Genomic DNA, 20,402 nt, shown 5'->3' on the forward strand with positions numbered 1-20,402 from the left:
AATGATTTTTTTGAAAAAAGTAAATGTGTCCAGCATAATCCCCGTGTTAGTGTTAAGTTGCAGTCCGCTTGCGGCGCAAACTGTGGCTATCGATGTGCAAACGGTACCCAATATGGACGCAGTGGCGATCCCGAGCGGCAGTCGTGAACAAGCCGTGGAAGCGTTGCCAGCCATTATTGACAGCGTGATGAAACGCAGCCAGGTTCCAGGCATGGCTGTGGGGGTAGTCCTCAATGGAAAAACAGTGTTTGCGCAGGGCTACGGTAAGCGCGAGCTTGGTAAGCCTGAACCTGTCACTGCGCAGACAGTTTTTCTGACAGCATCGGTCTCTAAGTCACTCTCATCGACGGTGGCTGCTATCGAAGTGGGCAAAGGTCATTTGGCTTGGGATGACGCTGTGACGCGTTATTTGCCTGACTTTACACTGAGAGATCATTATGTAACGCAACACGCCACAATAGCCGACTTTCTCGCTCATCGTAGCGGGCTTCCAGGGACAGCAGGTGATGATTTAGAAACCCTAGGCTACACACGTGACCAGGTGCTAGCACGATTACGCTTATTACCCTTGTACTCATTCCGCACTTCTTATCATTACGCTAATTTCAGCGCCACAATTGGAGCCGAAGCGGTCGCGGCAGCGGCCAAGAAGCCCTTTGAAGATTTGGCTCGCGAAGAGCTGTTTTTACCCTTGGGTATGAACGCCACCAGTTATTACTACCATGACTACGAGGCACAGGATAATCGGGCTTCTCTGCATGTGTATGAGCAAGGGAAGTTTCAGCCACGAGGACAGCGTAACGCAGACGCCCAAGCCCCCGCGGGAGGTGCTTCGTCCAACGTGATTGACTTGGCTGAATGGCTCAAGCTTTTATTGGCTAATGGGCAATATCAGGGTAAGCGTCTGATGCCTACTGAGGCCTTATTGCCCGTATTGTCACCCCAGGCTTTCAGTGCACCTCCTTTTGAACTAAACGCGCGTCCGGGATTCTACGGTTATGGCTTTAACGTTAGTGTGGAGACGGGGGGGCGCCCGGCTATGGGGCATTCGGGAGCCTTTCTGCTGGGGGCCGGCACATCGTTCAAAATTATCCCTTCAGCTGGGCTAGGTATTGTGGTGCTAACCAATGGCGCCCCGGTGGGGGCGGCCGAGGCAGTCGTCGCACAATTTACTGATATTGCCTTGTATGGCAAGACTACCCGTGATTGGTATGCGACATATCATCAAGCGATGCAAGGTTTTTTTGCACCGCAGGCCGACCTGTCTGCACAGCAGCGTCCTGCTTCCCCTAGTCCGGCTCAGTCATTGCAGCACTATGTGGGCAATTATGAGAATGCCTACTTTGGTCCCGCTCAGATTCGCGAGTCTGGCTCCGGTATGACCTTGGTGCTGGGCCCCAAAGGCATGAGTTTCAAATTGAGCCACTGGGATGGGGCAACGTTCGTCTTCACTCCGCCGGGAGAAGCTGAGCTAGTAGCTTCTCAAGCCTCTATCGCGTTTCAGGGAGAAAAAGATCAGCCTGCTACTCGCTTTGTAATCAAGACGTATGATGAAAATGGGCTAGGAACTTGGACTCGACAATAAGCGAGTGCTGGAGTGAGTCGTTAAGTCGCTGCAAAATACCAACGTATGCTTGAGGACGGGAGCAGCCACCTATAATCAAACTACTCCTATCCCGTAGACAGCGACCGTGGCCGTGTGGGAAGTGGTCTCGGCGCTAACAAGACCATGCTGTTAAGAGTTTTTCTCCACGTAAACAGTTTGGCTTGGAAAGGCAAAGTCGGCGCCTTGTTGTTGGACGATATCGATAATTTTCAGATAAACGTTCTGCTGCACGTTTAACCATTCTGCCCATTTGGTGGTTTTGGTAAAGCAGTAAACCATGATGTTCAATGATGAGTCGGCAAAGGCATTGAAGTACACCAACGTAGTTTGGCTCTGATCAATATCAGGATGCTGTGCCAGCATTTGACTAATATTTTCGACGATGATTTTTATCTTGTTGGCATCTTCGTAACGTAGTCCAATTTCAGTGCTAATTCGGCGGTTAGTCATACGGCCTGGGTTTTCAACACTAATGGATGAAAAAACAGAGTTGGGGACGTATAAAGGGCGATTATCAAAGGTCATAATTTGGGTCAGGCGCCAGCCTATTTCGACCACAGTGCCTTCAATATTGCGATCGGGGGAGCTAATCCAGTCGCCGATATTAAACTGACGATCAAAATACAGCATGGCTCCGGAAAATAAATTGCTCAGGATATCTTTGCTGGCCATGGCAATAGCAATACCACCGATACCCCCAAAAGCCAGCAGGCCCGATATACTCAGTCCAAAGTGCTCACCAAATAAAATGAGGATACATAGGAAACCCCCAAACTTCATGACCCGAGCAATCATGAGTGTTGAAGTGGCATCCCGGCCCTTTTTGACCTGTACTTTCACTAGTCTATTGATGAGTAGTGAGAATTTTTGCATGAGAATGCATGCGATAATAAAAACGGTCGCCACATTGACCATACGTGGTGTTAACCACGTATGGTGATAGTCCTCGATAGCCAGGTAAGCATAGTGGCTTGCGATGCCTACGGCACACAGCGATAGCGTCACCTGCACCATATGCATGGTTATGCTACGAGCCCATCGTTGTTGGCGGTGTTGAATAATGGCAATGATGACTGCGGCTAACAAACAAACCGTAAAAAGGCCCGTGCCAACGAGGTACTTAAACACTACAGTGTGGCTATCCATTTTATCTCCTGGCGAACTAAGCCGTCACGATAGCATTATCTATTCTTGAATGTGGGACGCCTTAATATTTTTTATCTACATCATGTATGTGACGCCCTAAAGCCCGATCGGGGGCTAGGAAGTGCGTTCTCGCTTGTTAATAGGGTGAGGGTGTGTGCACGTCGATTAGAAAGGCCAGAAGTATGGGATTAAAAGTACGCCCAATACCCAGAAAATAAGGTTTAAAGGCAAGCCCACCTTAATAAAATCGGCAAATTTATAGCCGCCTGCGCCATAGACCATGGTGTTTGTTTGATAACCTACTGGAGTGGCAAAGCTGGTCGAGGCGGCGAACGTGACGGCGATTAAAAAAGGCGTTGCGTCGACCCCCATCATTTTCGCTGTAGAAAGAGCGATAGGGGTTAGTAACACAGCCGTCGCAGCATTGCTCATGAATTCGGTCAGTATTAATGCCATCAGGTATATGGCTGCTAGCACGGTAAGCGGGCCGTAGGACTTCACCAAACCTACTGTATTGTCGACTAAGAACTGAGCTGCCCCTGTTTCACTCATGGCCATGCCTAGCGGTAACAGTCCGGCCATTAAAATGATGATGCGCCAATCGATCGCGTCATACACATCGTCAGCGTTTAAACATCCTGCTAGGGTCATGGTAACGGCTCCCAACACTGATGTAATACTGATGGGTACCCAACCAAAGGCGGGTAATGCTACAACAAGGGCCATGGTAAGCAGGGCGAAAGGTGCCCGCCAACCCATTTTTTTCTCGGCCTCGCGCTCAGAAAGCACGATGATATTGCTATCGGCTCGTAAGTCACTAATTTGCGCGGCCGGCGCAAGAAGCAAGAGTATATCGCCCACTTGTAAGCGGACCTTTTGCAATTGATCGCGAAGGATTTGACTGCGTCTATGGATACCTAGCGCCGTAAGGTTTTGATGCCAGCCATTGCCTAAGCTGCCTAGCGTACGACCGCTAAGACGTGAGCGCGGCGCAATCATTACTTCTATCAACCGTTGATCCACTTGCTCAAAGGATTGCTGCTCTAGCTTGAACTGGGGATCAACTTCTAAACCTGCTTCCTTACGAAGTTCCTCCAACTTCGTCCAGTCGCCCCGTGATAATAAAATATCACCGGGCGCTAGTTTTTGCTCGCGCGGGCCCCATAGCTTAGTTCCATCTCGTAGCAGTTCAAGCACGTAGACACCAAACTGCTCGCCTAGTTTAGCGTCGCCTACCGACTGCCCCACCAAGCTGGATTCCGGCATGACACGCAGTTCCGTAATGTACTTTCCTAAATCGTAGTGATCGACTAGTTCGCCACTGCGAGTATCGGGCAACAGCCAGCGACCTACGGTAAGTAAGTAAAGGCTGCCCGCCAATAAAAAAATCACCCCTAAAGAGGTGAACTCGAACATGCTAAATCCAGGGTGCCCCATATCTTTAGCGATAGCGTTAACTAGTAAGTTCGTCGAAGTACCGATGAGCGTACAGACTCCTGCCATTTGGGATACGTAGGAAAGCGGTATTAAGGCTTTAGAAGCAGACATGCCAATACGGGAGCTAGCGGTCATTACTATAGGAATAAACACCGCTACCACGGCCGTGTTATTCACAAAGGGGGCAATCACCGCCAAGATGAGGAATAGAATAAGCAGAAATTGAAGGGGTGAATCAGTCTTGCCGAGTACGTGTCCTATACCTGATAAGGCGCCACTGTTTTGTAACCCGGCAGCTAGTACAAACATGGCAGCAACCGTTATAGTGGCAGGGTTGCTAAATCCACCCAATGCTTGCTCGGGCGATACAAGACCCAACACGGCAAGCATGCTGAGAACGAGTAAAGCTATCGCGTCTATCCTCAGTTTTTCGGTAGCAAATAAGACAATGGCTACCAATGCTAAACCGATGACGATAGCAATTTCTGTTGTCATGTTACTGCGACCCCTTTTTTATTGATTTTTGATATTACTGCTTTTTTAGATAGTCCTATCCCTAAGATCTTACCGCTAAAGCAGCCAGGGCGAGCAGTTTTTGATTTGTGTGGGTCTCAAGGTGTTAAAGCCGAAGGGGCTCATACGATTGAGCAGTCGATGAAAGCGATCATTGCGCCTGAGCAAGCGCGATATCGATAAAAGCACGCACTTGTTTTGAGTTTTCGTCTTTACGAAAGGCCAACATAAACTCTATAGAGGCTTTTTCGTCGTGGAAAAAATATGGGGGCTAGCGCGAAGTCCTTCAGTCAGGTGTCGCGCTAGTTACACAGATGGCTTGAATGTAAAGGAAATAGGAAGCTCACTTTAGCCAAGTGCTGCTTGGTTGTGCAAAGCTAGTTCACGAATATCCTCGGCGGGGAAGCGTCCCTCACCAAAACCGTCTGCGAACACACAGTCAAATGCGGCTTGCAGTGCATTCGTTTCCTCTTGGTCTAATGTGTTGGTGTAACGAGTTCGTTGCAGACGAAAATCCGCTTGATCGTAGGCGAGATAGTCAGCATTGCCGCCAGCAATGATACCTTCAGACACCATACTATCAATCGCCCACGGTACGCTACGGGAATAGGGGTTGCCTTCGCGGATGGTATATACGGCGCCAGTGATGGGATTACCAGTAGCGCGTTGAAGGGTAAAGTCCGCATACCAAAGCACGCGGCTAAATGCCTTCAGCCCCCCAGGAGCAGGCGTGCGTTGCTGGGAAAGCAAGTACTCTAGGCAGGCTTTCATTTTATTGGGTAGGAACATGTTAACTCCCAAGTCAAAGAGGCCCTCTGGCTCTACTTAAGAGCCAGAGGTGATCTAATTAAGGTAGGGGGAATGGCGTACCATCGGCGAAGCGACGCAGTACATTGCCAGTCAGGCGAGCAATGTTATTGTCATAACCATTATGAGATAAGCTTCCTGCGTAAGCGATGGAGCCTACTGACCAAACCGCACCACCATGTGGGGTTTCATAAAAGCAAATATCTGCTCTCACCCAGTCGCATTGAGTGCCACTGCAAGCAGGTAGGTTAAATAGGAGTTCTTCAGCAACCAGCATATAGGCATCTGTATGGCCTTCCGAAGAGGCGACGACCAAAGCGTGCGGAGGCGTCCCTAGGTTGCGATCCACCCTATCCAGCTCTAGTCCTGCCGCTCCTCCACCGATAAGCCCAAAATCGCCGAGTAGCTCTTCGGAGCCGATGCCGTCAAACATCCATTCCACGCGGGGATTATCCCGGTCTGGTGTTTGGCGATAGTAGGAGGAAACATCAAAGCCTTCAGCTGAAAAGCCAACTCCCGTCAACACTTGTGGAGATCGCCTGCCTTGGCGACGCCATAAGCCGCTGTATTCACCTGTAGTGCTTAGGTAGTATTCTCCGGTGGGCGGTTCAGAAGCACGGCTACCGTCTTCGGCACGGCGAATTTCCAGTAAACCAGGACGGTGCTGATCATATCCACAGCGCCAGTAATAACCATTGGCGCCTAAGTACATGAGTCTTCCACCTTGTTGGGTGAACTCATATAAGCCATCCCACATATCTTTGGTGTAATACTCCGGGTGGCTGCCAGAGACGACCACGTTGTAAGGTTTTAGAGCGGCTAAGCCCTGTTGGTGTAAGTCCTCATCGGTGATGACATCAAACTCAAATCCTTCTGCACTCATCCAGTCAATGATGTGGGTGTCGGCGTTAAATTGCCATAGCGACGAGCCAAATCCGCCGAGTATGCCTTGTTGCATAGGGCGCATATTCAAGATGGGGCGTAGACGGCTAGAGTAATAGACAGGACTATTATCGGAGTGTCTGTCGTAACAAGAGTGTCCGTATTCGCGATGCTCATTCAAAAAGAGGTGATCGGGGTTAAGCACTGTAGACCGGTACCACATTAACTCTCCGCCCCATGGGTTGGTGGTGAAGTGTTCATTGGCATAGGCCATATAGCTGGCTGTGGGCAACAGGAAGCATATTTTTGCTTCTTTGCCGGGCTTAGGGCGCACGGCGAAAGGTACGTACTCGGAGTCTGCTCCTGCTGAGAGTCGAACGGCATACAAACCACTGCTTAGTGTCTCGGGGACCTTCAACGTAAAATCGACATCCCATTGAGCATCATACAGATCATCATCATGGAAATGCACGGCGTCCCATAGGGATGGGTTTTGTTTCCAGTCGTGGTGCTCACCGTCCCAACGCGGGCCGGGCACGGCGCGCGTTGGGGCATTAATTAAAGAGCCGTGCTGCAAATAAGCCGAGCCGTCGGCGAAGCGGTCAGTGGTCATAAACTGACTGAAATCCCATTTCCCTAGGATACTCTGCCGCAGTTGGGTGTTCGCTTGCCCACTATCGATGGTGCGTAATTGCTCAAGACTAAGAGCATGCTGGCACAATGTTGGTGCAGCAATTTTGCCATTATAAAAACCTGCTGCCGCCCATTGTTGCTTTCGTTTTCCATTGGCATGAGCGGCGAACATGATAGGCGTGCTCGCTTCAGCTTGTGGGTGGAGTTGCAGCTGCGCTTCTGTATGCCCCTCATCATCCACCGTGGCATAGGTAGTCAGGGGAATTTGCGTTAATTGAACCTTGCCTGTGGCTCGCTGATAGGTCGCAGCAACAAAATACCACTCCCACGGTACAAAGGCCTTACCTGTAGAGACAACTTCAATATTTGTTCCGTCGCCTACCCGTAACCCTAGGCTGCCTTGCTCATCTACGATTAAGGCATAGCCAGCCTGGTTGGCTGCATTGTATTGGCCCATGATGGTTTGTTCGCCTTTGCCTGGCGTGGTGGGCATAATCCAGCAAGACAGAGAAAAGTCTTCTGATGCTGTTAGGCTAGGAAATGGTTCTACTTGACCATAGGAGCCCGCATAAATGGTTTGTGTGCGGCCTGTAAAGTGCTCAGGTAAGTCAGTGGCTATAGGGTCCATTTTTACCCCCGGCCCATCAGGATTGTCATCGCCACAACGTATGCGTACGAGTTCCGCTTGATATTGTGGGTGTTCGCAGTTGACCATTACCTGTAGCTCATCGCCTGGAGCGACGCTAATCTTATCGGAATACGCAGTAATTTTTAGCATGGGAAGTCTCCTTTATGGTGTTATTTAGAAAGGTAAGGCTTTACCAGTTTCGGCTAACCAGCAGAGTCGAAAGATGGCCCGCTCCCCATCCTCTAGGGACGTATGAATATCTTCGCTAACGATCTCCACAGGTTGAGCGCGTCCTTTCAGGCGGCCGACTTGCCACTCTTTCCACGGCGTGATTTGCACCAACACGTAGCGACCGTTTAGAGGGCTGCCGTGAAAGCGGTTAAGTATTCGTTGTAAGCCTTCAGAAAAGGGACGACTCGTGGGAGCGTCCATAAATTCCTTCGCATAGCTAAGGGCCTGTTCTTGGCTCATATGCAGAAAAGGTGAAGTGCTCTCATTTTGATGCCATGACATACTTGTCTCCTTGTTAAGTCTCTGGTTGTGCATCGATGCGTTAATAATTGTTGACGATCGAGCATGTTGGGCTCTTCAGGAAACAGCATAGAGGGCTTATGCAGCGCTTAACATCGTTCAAATAGCCTCATGCAAATGGGGGATGGCGAGTACCCCGTGGACTGGTTATGATGATGAGGCGAGCCTATTAAAACTAGAGGTGCATACAAAATAATGCACACGGGAGACACGTTTATGGTGCAGGCTTCATTGCTAAGTGCATGTTTATTAGACGTTCATGAGGGCAGTACTAGGTATGCTCCAGAGCATTTTCTGGAGCATTCCCTCAGTAGGGTCTGTGACACGTTTAAAGTGGATAAAGCGTGGTGGGGGATTATGTCTGTGAAGCGTGGGCAGTTTTTGCTACACGCCTCGTGGCGACAAAACTTACCGGAAAGTTTCGAGCCTATGTGGGAGGAACTGAAACAAGATGATGCTTTGGCTAGGGGTGTATCGTTAAAGCCGGGACAAGCTGTGAGTCTGAATGAAACAGGCTTTCGAAGCTTTCCGGGTTTGGCAGTATTGATGGGGGAGCACGGAATATCCAATGCGCTTTGTACCTCTGCCTTCTTCCCAGAGCACGATGCTTTTATGTTCCTGTCTTTGTATCGCAAACAAAAAGGCTTTGATCATCGCCAAAGCGTGACCAGTGAGTTGTTAATGCCTCATTTGTTTTCTGCATGGCGCACTAATTTACGTTTAGGCTTATCTTCAGGGGCGACGGTAGTAGCCCCTACGGTATATCGAGGTTTTGTCAGTGCCCAGGGCCGTTTGTTGGAAAGTGAGCCTAACTTTACGACCCTTATGCAAGCTCTGGGGCCGTGGGAAGATGAGCAGGTTATTTCTCAACCGCTACGCACGCTTGCTGAGCGCTCCGTCGTGAAAGAAGGAGGCTGGCAAGGGTTAGGGGAAATCATGTGCAGAGCAAAATATATTGGCCCAGTGCAGATGATAGAGCTTCGACAACGCAGTTGTTTAGACGCCTTAACTGAACGAGAGGCGAGCATTGCTAAGTTGTTCTCGGCTGGTTCAACCTATAAGCACATCGCGCGCGAACTGGGCATTTCTCCTGCAACGGTTAGGCACCATCTTCGCAATGCGTATCTGAAGCTAGGAGTTGCCGATAAAGGGGCATTAGCTTGTTTGTTACACGATGCGGCTGCCGCCTAAGACGTACCGTTCAGTAGCGTACTTTGTGGCAAAGATAAGTATTTCTAAGTGGTCTGGATTATGATGGTGCTATTGATGCTACGTGGAGTTTATGATGCAAGGCCATCCAGAAATTATTGATACCTTGAAAGAGCTGTTGCGCGGAGAATTAGCCGCTCGTGATCAGTACTTTGTGCACTCTCGTTATTACGAGGATCTAGGGCTAACGCAGTTGTACACTCGCATGAATCACGAGATGGAGGAAGAGTCTCAGCATGCCGATGATATTTTACGGCGAATTATTTTTTTAGGTGGACAGCCTGATATGACGCCTCACCGTTTTGAGTACGGTACCAGTGTGACCGACATGTTGCGCAAGGATTTGGCAGTCGAGTACAGTGTACAAAAAAATCTAACAGCTGCTATGGCGTTGTGCGAGACACATAGAGATTATGTTAGCCGTGATTTGTTGTTATCACAGTTGCGCGATACAGAAGAAGATCATACTTATTGGCTAGAAAAACAACTGCGCTTGATTGAAACGGTAGGCTTGGAAAACTATCAGCAATCACAAATGTAGCTAGCGGCCTAATGGCTGTGAATGTATTAAACGCAGGTAACGTCGTTAACGTTACCTGCGTGGTTACTTGATAAGGCTAATTAAAGATTAGCGCCACCATTAAAATCGCGTACCTGCTTCTCAGCCTCTTCGCGTTTAATGCCGTATCTTTCCTGTATTTTTCCTACCAAGTATTCTGTGTTGCCCTCAGCAACATCCATGTCGTCATTAGTCAATTTGCCCCACTGGGCTTGAATTTTTCCCGAGAGTTGTTTCCATTTACCTTTGATTGTGTCTTCGTTCATGGTTCACCTCTATGTTGATAGCTAGTTTTCGTAGAAAAAGACCGTAGCGCTTACTTATCAGGGCTAACTTTCAGCCCAGCCGCATCAACTTCAGTGACACCTTTTACACTTTGAGCGGTAGCAACAGCTTTTTTCACTTCGATCTCGCTAGGAACCGTGCCTGTTAAGGTCGCGACTCCATTATTAGTTTCCACCGAGATGTCGCCACTACGTAAATCTTTCGTGCTAGCCAGCTCGGCTTTGATTTTGGTAGTGATCCAGCCATCGCTGACGGCTTCCCCCATACTGGCAGAGTGATCTTGATTCTTGCCGGTTTCGTTGGCGAGTACGCTAGTTTGCATGCCCAAGCTCAACGCTGCTGTCAGCAGTGCGCTAGATAGTAAAGTACTGGTTTTCATAAAGTTTCTCCTTGTTGAAAGCAAGAGCGAATGCCTGCTAATAAACACTCTTGAGCGACTTGATGAACATATCCTTAAGGCTAGAACTACTGTTTTTTGTCTAAAGGATGACTTCACAGTAAACCGTTAAAAAAGCTATATCACGACAAAGTACTACGAACATTTACCTAAAATAAGCGTCTACTCCTTAAAAGCGTTGTCTTCGCATGGAGCAGTGCGGCGGTTTTCCTTACCCGTGGGAAAACGGCCATGCTCTTGTTGAGTAGGGCTTCGCAGAAAGTTTGGGCGCATCATCCGTTAAGAAAATTAGGCGGTTCAGCCCAAGTTGATACTACTTACATTTTTTTTCGACTCGCTTACCGTTGCAAGGCGCAATGCGTCTTCATGTTGGCGGCTGGTTAGCATGGAATAGGGCGTGTGATGCTCCACTCATCGGGCAGTTGGGCTATGCTCCTAGCCTTTTATCCCTGCTAGTCAATCTAAGGAACTGATAATGAGTCAGCGAAACGATCCGCCTTATTGGAAAGTCTTAAGTGTGTTTATTGGGCTGGCTTTTATCGCGATATTTATTTGGCAGTTTCCCAGCAATTCAGCCGAGTGGGCTGCATGGGTGCAGGCTTTCGGTGCGGTGACCGCGGTGGGCTCTGGTGTACTACTCATTCGTCACCAGATCGTTAAGCAGAAAGAAATGGACCAAGAAAAGGAACGCCAGCAACGGATTCGCTTGATTAAGAACCTGAAAACTGAAATTAAAGTGAACTGGGAAAGGGTAGACAGCGGTTGGGGGAAACTGCTTAGAACCGCTTGTGAAAAAGGCAATGGTTTTGAAATGATGGTCAATGTAAAGGGTTGGCCATTTCCCGTGTATGACGCTTGTGCGCGTGATTTAGGCCTGATTGAAAGTGAAGAAACACGGGATTTGCTTATTGCTGCGTACGTGGCTGCACGGGGGCTATTATTGACGATGGAGATCAATAATGAGTTGATTGCTAGGTGGGAGGCCGCCGTTCGCGAAGCTCAACATGTCAGCGAGTTGAATCCAGCCATAGAGGGTGCAGCGCAACGTCAGGTGGACGCAGCGGCGGCAATATTGCATCGGTATGGCCTGGAGGTGAAGGATAAGTACGAGCACCTGGGTAAGTTAGTCGTAGAGGTGTTGAAGATTGAAGCCCGTTAGGTGATTGGCGTGCTGAGGTGTTGTATTTAGGTGGCTACTGGATAACTTGGGTGGTTACAATTAAGTCTGTACTGATTGACTTGATTTTCTGGTAAAAGCGTTAGTAGGTAGTGGGTGAGCGTGTGCTAAGGCGCTACTACTGATTATGTATAAAGGCTTCGCTAACATTTAGTTTGTAACAGCGCTATCCATATGTTTGGATAAACGGCATAGTGTGAAGCAAGGAGATTTTTCCTTTGAACAATTAGGACTTATTTTGAAAACAGAAATCGGTATTGTGAAGTGGTTTAACAACGAAAAAGGCTTCGGTTTTATTGCACCGGAGAATGGCGGCAAGGACCTCTTCGCTCACCACAGTGAAATCCAAGGGACAGGCTTTAAGTCTCTTGAGGAAAACCAACGAGTATCCTTTGTAGCAGCTAATGGTCAAAAAGGCCCTTGCGCTACTCAGATTCAAGCCATATGATCCCCTTGCTTAGCAACTAGCCAAGCGTAGCGTTGATCATCTAAAGCCGACCCTTTGTTACATTGGGCCGGCTTTTTGTTTTGAGACTGGTAAGAAATAAAGCCCTGTTGATGAGGGGGCTTATTGGCAGACAGAATTTTTTTGTTGGGATTACCCGCTTATCGAAAGATTGGCGGGTTTTTCACCTGTCAGCTTGATGTTTTAATGAGCAGCTTGTTCAGTTACAGCAGGGGTGGATTGCATCAAAGACTCAGAGGCTAGGAGAGTGCGGCGCGCTTCTTCGTGCTGATCATGCAAGGACAAATAGCGAGCTTGCCCATCATCATTACGGTCCACGGTTCCTTTAAAGGATTCGGCCAGATACTTTGAGTACCAAAGGGAATCGTTTGCGGTCATGCCTACGAACACTAGGTTGTTGTTCTGGTCTTTAGCCAAGGCACGAATTTCTAACAAGTACGCCCGTTCACGGGGCTGAAGTTCTAACATAAGGCTCCTTAATAAGCCTCCATTGTAGTCTGCTCTGCGGCGTCGTGTCTAAGAAGCCTATAAAACGGCAGTGTATTGGGTCGGGCTAGGGTATCAGCGCAGGCCCCTTATATATCTATTGTTTATTGGGCCAGGCCTTGCTGTGCGGGCAGCACAAAAAGAAAAAGCACTGAGTCTGTAGAGATTTAATTCTATAGAGTCAATGCTTGATCAGTTTGCTGGTGCGAACGGAGAGACTCGAACTCTCACACCTCTCGGCGCCAGAACCTAAATCTGGTGCGTCTACCAATTCCGCCACGTTCGCTTTCGTGCAAAGAAAGTAACTATAACCCGTGTGCTTCAGTTGTGCAAGCTTTTTTTGCTTTCTTAGGGAAAGTAAGATTTTTTCGCTCTGTTAAAAGGGATTTTGGGTTCGAGAGACAAGGAATCGTTACGCTGTTTGTTGTGCGCTTGAGGTACTGAATGACGTGTTGTGCTGGCTTTTCGTTGGCCTAGTGGGGTAGCATGACGAAAATCATGAGTTTTTGTGTTTTGTCTTCGGATAGCTCAAAAGTAGGTGTAAAAATCATGTGTAATGTTGATTTTTACCGCTAGTTTTCATAGATTCATAGTTTATTTGGATTAAACCGGTCACTTTCCGGTAAAATATCAGATTCTTTTGTTTAAACACTTATTTAAATAGGTCTCTAATGCAGCCCGAGGTTGAAATTCTGTCCGGCTTGGAGCGCCGAGTCGATGTGGTCGTTTCCGTAGCCGACGTTGAAAAACAAGTACAGGCCCAACTTAAACGTGTTGCCCGTACAGCCAAAATTCAGGGCTTCCGTCCGGGTAAGGCGCCACTGTCCCTAATTGAGCGCAGCCATGGTCCTAGCGTTCGTTACGATGCAATTAACGATGAAGTTGGTAAAGCACTGGATAAAGTATTCAGTGAAGCCAAATTGCGCGTAGCTGGTACGCCCAATCTTGAGGCCAAAGAGGGTGAGCAAGAAGAAGGCAAAATGGTTTTTACGGCAACTTTCGAGGTGTACCCAGAGGTTTCTGTACCAGAACTCTCAACACTGGAAGTTAAGCGCGTAAAAGTTGATGTTGCCGACGACGATGTACAGCGCACCGTAGACGTATTGCGTAAGCAGCGTGCCAACTACGAAGTAAAAGAAGATCGTGAAGCTCAGGAAGACGATCGCATCACGATGGACTTCAAAGGTACCATTGATGGGGTGGCTTTTGAAGGCGGTAGTGCAGAGGGGTTCCAGTATCTGCATGGCCGTGGTCGCATGCTGCCTGAGTTCGAAGAAGCCGTTAAAGGCATGAAGGCGGGGGAAAGCAAAACCTTCCCATTGGCCTTCCCTGAAGACTACGGTAGCAAAGAAGTTGCTGGTAAAACAGCTGAGTTTGAAGTGACCGTTACTGAAGTGGCCGAACCTATTTTGCCTGAACTAGATGCTGAGTTTGCTCGGTCTTTAGGTCAAGCAGAAGGCGATGTAGAGGCGCTTATTGCTGACATTCGTGCCAATATCGAGCGTGAAGTGAAAGCTCGCGTACAGGCACGCAACAAGGCAGCAGTGATGGATGCCCTGTTGGCAGCGTCCAGCTTCGACGTGCCTAAAGCCTTAGTGAATAACGATATCGAAGGCCGTATTGTTGCTGCCCGTGCTGAGCTCAAAGAGCGTGGCATGCCCGATGCAGACAAAATGCCTATTCCTGCAGAAGCTTTCCAAGAAGAGTCTGAGCGTCGTGTGCGTTTAGGTTTGTTAGTATCTGATTTGGTGCGTGAAGCGGGCTTGCAAGCTAAACCTGAGCAAGTGCGTGAGCGTATCGAGGAATTCGCACAAAGTTATGAGCATCCCGCTGAAGTCGTAGCTTTTTATCTACAGGATCGTCAGCGCCGTTCCGAAATAGAGGCTGTTGTGCTCGAAGATAATGTTGTTGAGCACGTGTTGTCGCAAGCCAAAGTTACGGACGAGGAGGTGGCGTTCGACCAAATTATGGGGACTAACTAATGTCGTCGAGTTTTGTCGACTTTTACGCTTCCATGCACGGTGGGCATTCCGTTGCCCCTTCCGGGCTGGGCTACGTACCAATTGTCGTAGAACAGTCTGGTCGTGGCGAGCGTTCGTATGATATTTACTCGCGCTTATTGCGCGAACGTATCATTTTTTTGGTAGGTCCGGTGCATGACAGTATGGCCAACCTAATTGTGGCTCAGCTACTGTTTTTGGAGTCTGAAAATACCGAGAAAGACATTTCTTTGTATATCAATTCTCCCGGTGGCTCGGTGTATGCAGGGTTGGCTATTTATGACACGATGCAGTTCGTCAAGCCAGAGGTTGCTACCCTGTGTACAGGTATTGCCGCTAGCATGGGTGCTTTCTTGTTGTCTGCAGGGCAGAAAGGTAAGCGCTTCTCGCTACCAAACTCTCGGATCATGATTCACCAGCCTTCGGGTGGTGCGCAGGGTCAGGCTTCTGATATTCAGATTCAAGCCCGAGAGATTTTGAGTCTGCGGGAAAGGTTGAATCGTATATTGGCTGAAAACACAGGCCAGACGATTGAACGTATTGAACTCGATACAGAGCGAGACCATTTCATGGACGCTGGCGAAGCACAGGTCTATGGTCTGATCGATAAAGTGATGACATCGCGCGCCGATACGTAATTTTACGTCTTAGAATCACGCCGAATCCGGGAGCTTTTTTGAAGCGACCGGATTCTTATAGCGTTAAGGTTCATCTCCCTCTTTTAGGGCAATTTTGTCCTTATCTCATTCTGATGTGAAAGAAATATATGTCCGAAAAAAAATCGGTCGATGAAAAAGTTTTGCATTGTTCCTTTTGCAATAAAAGTCAGCATGAAGTCAAAAAGCTGATTGCTGGACCTGGCTCGGTCTATATTTGCGATGAGTGTATCGAACTTTGCACCGACATTATTCGTGAAGAAGCGCTCAACGCAAGCAAAGAAAGTGGTGAAAAGAAAGCGTTGCCAACGCCACAAGAAATTAAAGAGTTTCTCGATGGCTACGTGATTGGGCAAGATATACCTAAGCGTACGCTAGCGGTGGCTGTGTATAACCACTACAAGCGCATTCAGAATGCGAAGGTCGATGACAACGGCGTTGAGTTGTCCAAAAGTAATATCCTCTTGATTGGACCTACCGGCTCTGGGAAAACGTTGCTAGCGCAAACGTTGGCGCGCATGTTGGATGTGCCATTCGTTATGGCAGATGCGACGACCCTGACCGAGGCAGGTTATGTCGGTGAGGATGTGGAAAATATTGTGCAGAAGTTGCTCCAAAACTGTGACTATGATGTCGAGAAAGCGCAACGAGCCATTATTTATATTGATGAAATTGATAAGATTTCTCGTAAATCAGATAATCCCTCTATCACCCGTGACGTGTCCGGTGAAGGTGTACAGCAAGCATTGCTGAAGCTGATTGAAGGGACCGTGGCATCTGTGCCGCCACAAGGCGGGCGCAAACACCCGAATCAAGATTTTGTGCAGGTTGATACCACCAATATCTTGTTTATCGTTGGCGGTGCATTTGATGGTCTAGAGAAAGTCATACGTGATCGCACCGAAAAATCGGGAATAGGTTTTTCTGCTTCTGTTCAAAGTAAGTCTGATCGCGGTGTCGGCGAGTTATTTGCCGAGGTTGAGCCTGAAGATATGATTAAGTTCGGGATCATTCCCGAATTGGTAGGTCGCTTGCCCGTAGTGGCTACGTTGGAAGAGTTGCGTGAAGATGCGTTGGTGCGCATTTTAACCGAGCCCCGCAACGCGCTCATTAAACAGTTTCAAAAGCTTCTTGAACTGGAAGACGTAGAGTTGCAAGTAGAGCCCGAGGCGTTGAGTGCTATTGCTCAACGTGCCATCAAGCGTCGTACTGGTGCTCGTGGTTTGCGCAGCATCGTCGAATTGGCTCTGTTGGACACTATGTACGAGTTGCCCTCACGCACTGATGTCAGTAAAGTAATCTTGACTGAAGGGGCTATCTTGGGCAAGGAAAAACCCGAATTGATACTTGGGCGTACTTTGGATGATAGTAGTGCTAGTAGCTCTGATAAACCGGTAAAGGATGCGGCAGCGTAAATCGCTAGTATTTTTTAACGAAATCATTTAAGTTGTAAATAGCTACTTGAAATACTGAATTTTGACTCCATTTGAGACTCAATAGCTTGATCTGCGAAAGGGAAGCCAAGGCTTCCCTTTCGTGTCAAGAGGACATTGAAAGGAAATAATTATGTCTGAGAGCCAGATGCTTACCATGGAGCCCACCGACCTGCCATTGTTGCCTTTGCGCGATGTGGTGGTGTTTCCGCACATGGTAATCCCGCTATTTGTAGGCAGGCCTCGTTCTATCAAGGCACTAGAACTGGCTATGGAGTCCGGCAATAACATCATGCTGGTGGCTCAACGCTCGGCTGGAAAAGATGAGCCCGCTCCTGAAGATCTGTACGAAATTGGGTGTGCAGCGAGTATTTTGCAAATGCTGAAACTTCCTGATGGCACTGTTAAGGTGTTGGTGGAAGGGCAGCAGCGTGCGCGTATTACTCAAGTCAATGATCTTGAATCGCATTACACGGCATCGGTGGTGGCGGTTGAAGTCCATGAAGGTGAAGCCTCCGAAACAGAAGCACTGCGTCGAGCTGTTCTAGCCCAGTTCGAACAATATGTGAAGTTGAATAAAAAAATCCCCCAAGAGATTCTGACCTCGCTAACCGGTATTACCGAAGCAGGGCGCTTGGGCGACACGATTGCAGCACATTTACCGCTTAAGCTAGAGCAAAAGCAACAAATGTTAGAGACCTCCAGTGCCCAAGAGCGTTTGGAAAGTCTGTTAACCCAATTAGAAAGTGAAATCGACATACTGCAAGTGGAGAAACGCATTCGCGGCCGCGTTAAAAAGCAGATGGAGAAAAGTCAACGCGATTACTACTTGAATGAGCAGGTCAAAGCCATTCAGAAAGAATTGGGCGAAGGCGAAGAGGGTGCTGACGTTGAAGAGCTAGAGCGTCGTATCCAAGAAGCTCAGCTCAGCAAAGACGCGCAGAAAAAAGCCGACTCAGAAATGAAAAAGCTCAAGCTTATGTCGCCAATGTCGGCCGAGGCGACGGTGGTGCGCAACTACATTGAGACCTTAGTGGGCTTGCCGTGGCGTAAAAAAAGCCGCATCAATAACTCGCTAACTAATGCCGAAGAGGTGCTAGATGCCGATCATTACGGCCTAGAAAAAGTCAAAGAGCGCATTTTGGAATATTTGGCCGTACAACAGCGAGTCGATAAGCTCAAAGCGCCTATCCTGTGTTTGGTAGGCCCTCCAGGGGTGGGGAAAACCTCTTTGGGGCAGTCAATCGCTAAGGCCACCAACCGCAAATTTGTGCGCATGGCCTTGGGGGGTGTACGAGACGAAGCTGAGATTCGTGGGCATCGTCGTACTTACATAGGCTCTATGCCTGGTAAGGTGCTACAAAACATGAGCAAAGTGGGTGTACGTAATCCTTTGTTCCTGCTAGATGAAATAGACAAAATGGGCGCAGATTTCCGCGGTGATCCGTCTTCGGCTTTGCTCGAGGTGCTGGATCCCGAGCAGAATCATACTTTCCAGGATCATTACCTGGAAGTGGATTACGATCTGTCCGATGTCATGTTTGTGGCGACCAGTAATACGTTGAATATTCCGCCTGCGTTACTAGATCGCATGGAAGTTATTCGTTTATCTGGATATACCGAAGACGAAAAAGTACACATTGCTTTCGATCACCTGTTGCCTAAGTTGATGAAAAACAATGGTGTGCATCCTTCCGAGTTGCAAGTAGACGAGGCAGCGATTCGGGATATCGTGCGCTATTACACACGCGAAGCTGGGGTGCGCTCTCTTGAGCGTGAGATCAGCAAGATCTGCCGTAAGGTCGTACGCAAGTTGCTGGAGGCAGCGCCAAAGGGCAGGAATCGTCGTCAGCCACTAAGTTCCGAACCAGTCGTGGTGACAGCCGAAAATCTCAATGATTACTTGGGTGTGCGCCGCTATAACTTCGGTTTGGCAGAGAAAGAAAACAAGCTAGGCCAGGTAACTGGCTTAGCGTGGACCGAAGTGGGTGGTGATCTATTGACGATCGAAGTGGCTGATATGCCCGGTAAAGGCAATGTGCTACGCACGGGGTCTATCGGCGATGTCATGAAAGAGTCGGTGGAAGCGGCACGCACAGTTGTGCGCTCGCGAGCTCAAAAGTGGGGTATCCATGATACCGCCTTCGAGAAACGCGATTTGCACGTCCACTTCCCAGAAGGCGCTACGCCCAAAGACGGTCCCTCTGCCGGGATTGCGATTACTACCGCAATAGTGTCTACCTTCACAGGTATTCCTGTACGGGCAGATGTCGCGATGACAGGTGAAATAACCCTGCGTGGTGAAGTGTTGGCGATTGGCGGTTTAAAAGAAAAACTGCTAGCCGCTCACCGTGGTGGTATTAAAACTGTCATCATCCCTGAAGAGAATGTGAAAGACTTGTCTGATATTCCAGATAACGTTAAAAATCATCTGGAGATCGTGCCAGTACGTTGGATTGATCGGGTATTGGAAGTTGCCTTGCAAGACCCTATCACTCCATTGTCAGACGAGGAGTTCGAACGTTTAACCGCCGAAGCAGCTGCTGCGGCGCGTGGTAACGGTCCAGCTACAGGTGGTAGTTTGAAGCACTAACATTAGTGTTGAATTTGGTAAGCCCCGGTACTGTTTAACAGTCCGGGGTTTTTTTATGGCTATTTAGTGATGTATTTGTGCCAGCAATTGAGCAAAGCGTTGTTGTATCCAAAGCAAAATGGGCGAGGCTGGCCAACCTTGTCGCCATAGCATGCGGACGCTTAAGGGCGGCAGTTGCAGGGCGGGGCAATGTAGTTGCTGTAAGGGGCGACGATAAGCCAGATACTTACCGATATTCACAGGGATGATCGCCCAGCCTAGATTGTCCGCAATCATTTCCGCTATGCTGTAAAAGCTGTCTGAGCGCCAGAGCCTTGGGCTATAAGCAGTTTCCTCTACCTCTTCCACCGCCATGATGAGCTGTCTATACTCGGCCAAGTCTCGCACGCTTACCGATGGAAGTTTGAGTAAAGGGTGGCCTTGGACAACGAAGATTCCTTGAGCGACCCACGCTAAGTGAGCTTGTTCAAAGTGAGCAGGTAGTGCGCCCCGCACGAAATGTATACCTGCTTGCGCGCGCTGCTGTTCTACTTGATCGCCCACTTCGCTGGCGGTTCCGTGCAGTAAGGTGAGATCTAATTCTGGAAACTGATGGGATAGTTCGCTGGTTAGGTGACTAATTGCGGTGTAGGGGAGTGCCTCATCGAGGGCGAGGCTTAGGCTGGCTGGGCTACCTTTGTGCAAAGCCTGTGCTCGGGTGTCCATCGCCTGAGCTTGGCGTAGTAGATGGCGTGCCTCAAGCAGCAGCACTTGACCGGCATCAGTGAGGTGGGCATTGCGTTTGCTGCGGTCAAAAAGTTGCACGCCTAAATCTGCTTCAAGTAGCGCGATGGCGGTGCTGACGGCAGACTGAGCTTTCCCTTGAGAGCGCGCTGCAGCGCTAAAAGAGCCGCTTTCAGCAGTTAAAATAAATTGGCGTAATTGCTCTAGTGTCCATTGCATAAGGCGATAGTATCTG

General features: G+C 48.8%; 18 protein-coding genes and 1 tRNA gene. 9 read left to right on the forward strand and 10 right to left on the reverse strand.

Annotated features, from left to right (window positions below):
* The first annotated feature begins 1 nt into the window (after nucleotide 1).
* A complete protein-coding gene (locus tag OSH01_RS14075) occupies nucleotides 2–1,585 on the forward strand; it encodes a serine hydrolase (RefSeq protein ID WP_266124759.1) in 1,584 nt (527 codons plus the stop codon).
* Nucleotides 1,586–1,735: 150 nt separating this feature from the next.
* On the opposite strand, the gene OSH01_RS14080 is transcribed toward OSH01_RS14075, so the two are convergent.
* From OSH01_RS14080 to OSH01_RS14100, 5 genes are all read right to left on the reverse strand, one after another.
* Nucleotides 1,736–2,752 (reverse strand): mechanosensitive ion channel family protein, encoded by a 1,017-nt coding sequence (locus OSH01_RS14080; RefSeq protein ID WP_290459119.1) that lies wholly within the window; start codon nucleotides 2,750–2,752, stop codon nucleotides 1,736–1,738.
* Between the two features lie 165 nt (nucleotides 2,753–2,917).
* Entirely contained in the window at nucleotides 2,918–4,684 is a 1,767-nt protein-coding gene (locus OSH01_RS14085) for an SLC13 family permease (protein WP_266124760.1), read from the reverse strand.
* 366 nt (nucleotides 4,685–5,050) lie between these two features.
* Nucleotides 5,051–5,491 (reverse strand): hypothetical protein, encoded by a 441-nt coding sequence (locus OSH01_RS14090; RefSeq protein ID WP_266124761.1) that lies wholly within the window; start codon nucleotides 5,489–5,491, stop codon nucleotides 5,051–5,053.
* Between the two features lie 58 nt (nucleotides 5,492–5,549).
* Nucleotides 5,550–7,802: a N,N-dimethylformamidase beta subunit family domain-containing protein gene (locus tag OSH01_RS14095; RefSeq protein WP_266124762.1), complete on the reverse strand. Its 2,253-nt coding sequence runs from the start codon at nucleotides 7,800–7,802 to the stop codon at nucleotides 5,550–5,552.
* A 24-nt stretch (nucleotides 7,803–7,826) separates the two neighbouring features.
* Nucleotides 7,827–8,165: a hypothetical protein gene (locus OSH01_RS14100; RefSeq protein ID WP_266124763.1), complete on the reverse strand. Its 339-nt coding sequence runs from the start codon at nucleotides 8,163–8,165 to the stop codon at nucleotides 7,827–7,829.
* A 234-nt stretch (nucleotides 8,166–8,399) separates the two neighbouring features.
* Between OSH01_RS14100 and OSH01_RS14105 the strand changes: the two genes are divergently transcribed.
* Both OSH01_RS14105 and bfr read left to right on the forward strand, forming a co-directional pair.
* Complete coding sequence (locus OSH01_RS14105) at nucleotides 8,400–9,374, forward strand: response regulator transcription factor (RefSeq protein ID WP_266124764.1); 975 nt, start codon at nucleotides 8,400–8,402, stop codon at nucleotides 9,372–9,374.
* A 94-nt stretch (nucleotides 9,375–9,468) separates the two neighbouring features.
* Entirely contained in the window at nucleotides 9,469–9,933 is a 465-nt protein-coding gene (gene bfr / locus OSH01_RS14110) for a bacterioferritin (RefSeq protein ID WP_266124901.1), read from the forward strand.
* A gap of 80 nt (nucleotides 9,934–10,013) precedes the next feature.
* On the opposite strand, the gene OSH01_RS14115 is transcribed toward bfr, so the two are convergent.
* Together OSH01_RS14115 and OSH01_RS14120 are read right to left on the reverse strand one after the other, a co-directional pair.
* Complete coding sequence (locus OSH01_RS14115; protein WP_266124765.1) at nucleotides 10,014–10,217, reverse strand: CsbD family protein; 204 nt, start codon at nucleotides 10,215–10,217, stop codon at nucleotides 10,014–10,016.
* A 50-nt stretch (nucleotides 10,218–10,267) separates the two neighbouring features.
* A complete protein-coding gene (locus OSH01_RS14120; protein WP_266124766.1) occupies nucleotides 10,268–10,615 on the reverse strand; it encodes a BON domain-containing protein in 348 nt (115 codons plus the stop codon).
* 493 nt (nucleotides 10,616–11,108) lie between these two features.
* On the opposite strand from OSH01_RS14120, the gene OSH01_RS14125 reads away from it, so the two are divergent.
* A complete protein-coding gene (locus OSH01_RS14125; protein ID WP_266124767.1) occupies nucleotides 11,109–11,792 on the forward strand; it encodes a hypothetical protein in 684 nt (227 codons plus the stop codon).
* Nucleotides 11,793–12,048: 256 nt separating this feature from the next.
* Complete coding sequence (locus OSH01_RS14130; protein ID WP_266124902.1) at nucleotides 12,049–12,258, forward strand: cold-shock protein; 210 nt, start codon at nucleotides 12,049–12,051, stop codon at nucleotides 12,256–12,258.
* A 201-nt stretch (nucleotides 12,259–12,459) separates the two neighbouring features.
* On the opposite strand, the gene OSH01_RS14135 is transcribed toward OSH01_RS14130, so the two are convergent.
* Both OSH01_RS14135 and OSH01_RS14140 read right to left on the reverse strand, forming a co-directional pair.
* Nucleotides 12,460–12,744, reverse strand: a complete 285-nt coding sequence (locus OSH01_RS14135; protein ID WP_266124768.1) for a hypothetical protein — start codon at nucleotides 12,742–12,744, stop codon at nucleotides 12,460–12,462.
* Between the two features lie 219 nt (nucleotides 12,745–12,963).
* Nucleotides 12,964–13,048: transfer RNA gene (locus tag OSH01_RS14140), tRNA-Leu, on the reverse strand.
* A gap of 385 nt (nucleotides 13,049–13,433) precedes the next feature.
* Here OSH01_RS14140 and tig point away from each other — a divergent pair.
* From tig to lon, 4 genes are all read left to right on the forward strand, one after another.
* On the forward strand, nucleotides 13,434–14,744 hold the full coding sequence (tig, locus tag OSH01_RS14145; protein WP_266124769.1) for a trigger factor: 1,311 nt from the start codon (nucleotides 13,434–13,436) through the stop codon (nucleotides 14,742–14,744).
* Complete coding sequence (gene clpP / locus OSH01_RS14150; protein ID WP_290459120.1) at nucleotides 14,744–15,400, forward strand: ATP-dependent Clp endopeptidase proteolytic subunit ClpP; 657 nt, start codon at nucleotides 14,744–14,746, stop codon at nucleotides 15,398–15,400. Before tig ends, clpP begins: the two co-directional genes overlap by 1 nt.
* Before the next feature lie 128 nt (nucleotides 15,401–15,528).
* Nucleotides 15,529–16,833, forward strand: coding sequence for an ATP-dependent Clp protease ATP-binding subunit ClpX (gene clpX / locus OSH01_RS14155; RefSeq protein WP_266124770.1), 1,305 nt, complete (start codon nucleotides 15,529–15,531; stop codon nucleotides 16,831–16,833).
* A 151-nt stretch (nucleotides 16,834–16,984) separates the two neighbouring features.
* A complete protein-coding gene (gene lon, locus OSH01_RS14160) occupies nucleotides 16,985–19,444 on the forward strand; it encodes an endopeptidase La (protein ID WP_266124771.1) in 2,460 nt (819 codons plus the stop codon).
* A 63-nt stretch (nucleotides 19,445–19,507) separates the two neighbouring features.
* Here lon and OSH01_RS14165 read toward each other — a convergent pair whose 3' ends face one another.
* Entirely contained in the window at nucleotides 19,508–20,386 is an 879-nt protein-coding gene (locus OSH01_RS14165; RefSeq protein WP_266124772.1) for a LysR family transcriptional regulator, read from the reverse strand.
* Between the last annotated feature and the right edge of the window lie 16 nt (nucleotides 20,387–20,402).

The organism is Alcaligenes endophyticus (genome assembly GCF_026344035.1).
In the GTDB taxonomy this organism is placed as follows: Bacteria; Pseudomonadota; Gammaproteobacteria; order Burkholderiales; family Burkholderiaceae_B; genus Alcaligenes; species Alcaligenes endophyticus.

Bases quoted from the DNA above. Each gene is read 5' to 3' on its own strand.
- OSH01_RS14075 (WP_266124759.1), top strand. From the start codon at position 2: ATGATTTTTTTGAAAAAAGTAAATGTGTCCAGCATAATCCCCGTGTTA.
- OSH01_RS14080 (WP_290459119.1), bottom strand. From the start codon at position 2,752: ATGGATAGCCACACTGTAGTGTTTAAGTACCTCGTTGGCACGGGCCTT.
- OSH01_RS14085 (WP_266124760.1), bottom strand. From the start codon at position 4,684: ATGACAACAGAAATTGCTATCGTCATCGGTTTAGCATTGGTAGCCATT.
- OSH01_RS14090 (WP_266124761.1), bottom strand. From the start codon at position 5,491: ATGTTCCTACCCAATAAAATGAAAGCCTGCCTAGAGTACTTGCTTTCC.
- OSH01_RS14095 (WP_266124762.1), bottom strand. From the start codon at position 7,802: ATGCTAAAAATTACTGCGTATTCCGATAAGATTAGCGTCGCTCCAGGC.
- OSH01_RS14100 (WP_266124763.1), bottom strand. From the start codon at position 8,165: ATGTCATGGCATCAAAATGAGAGCACTTCACCTTTTCTGCATATGAGC.
- OSH01_RS14105 (WP_266124764.1), top strand. From the start codon at position 8,400: ATGGTGCAGGCTTCATTGCTAAGTGCATGTTTATTAGACGTTCATGAG.
- bfr (WP_266124901.1), top strand. From the start codon at position 9,469: ATGCAAGGCCATCCAGAAATTATTGATACCTTGAAAGAGCTGTTGCGC.
- OSH01_RS14115 (WP_266124765.1), bottom strand. From the start codon at position 10,217: ATGAACGAAGACACAATCAAAGGTAAATGGAAACAACTCTCGGGAAAA.
- OSH01_RS14120 (WP_266124766.1), bottom strand. From the start codon at position 10,615: ATGAAAACCAGTACTTTACTATCTAGCGCACTGCTGACAGCAGCGTTG.
- OSH01_RS14125 (WP_266124767.1), top strand. From the start codon at position 11,109: ATGAGTCAGCGAAACGATCCGCCTTATTGGAAAGTCTTAAGTGTGTTT.
- OSH01_RS14135 (WP_266124768.1), bottom strand. From the start codon at position 12,744: ATGTTAGAACTTCAGCCCCGTGAACGGGCGTACTTGTTAGAAATTCGT.
- tig (WP_266124769.1), top strand. From the start codon at position 13,434: ATGCAGCCCGAGGTTGAAATTCTGTCCGGCTTGGAGCGCCGAGTCGAT.
- clpP (WP_290459120.1), top strand. From the start codon at position 14,744: ATGTCGTCGAGTTTTGTCGACTTTTACGCTTCCATGCACGGTGGGCAT.
- clpX (WP_266124770.1), top strand. From the start codon at position 15,529: ATGTCCGAAAAAAAATCGGTCGATGAAAAAGTTTTGCATTGTTCCTTT.
- lon (WP_266124771.1), top strand. From the start codon at position 16,985: ATGTCTGAGAGCCAGATGCTTACCATGGAGCCCACCGACCTGCCATTG.
- OSH01_RS14165 (WP_266124772.1), bottom strand. From the start codon at position 20,386: ATGCAATGGACACTAGAGCAATTACGCCAATTTATTTTAACTGCTGAA.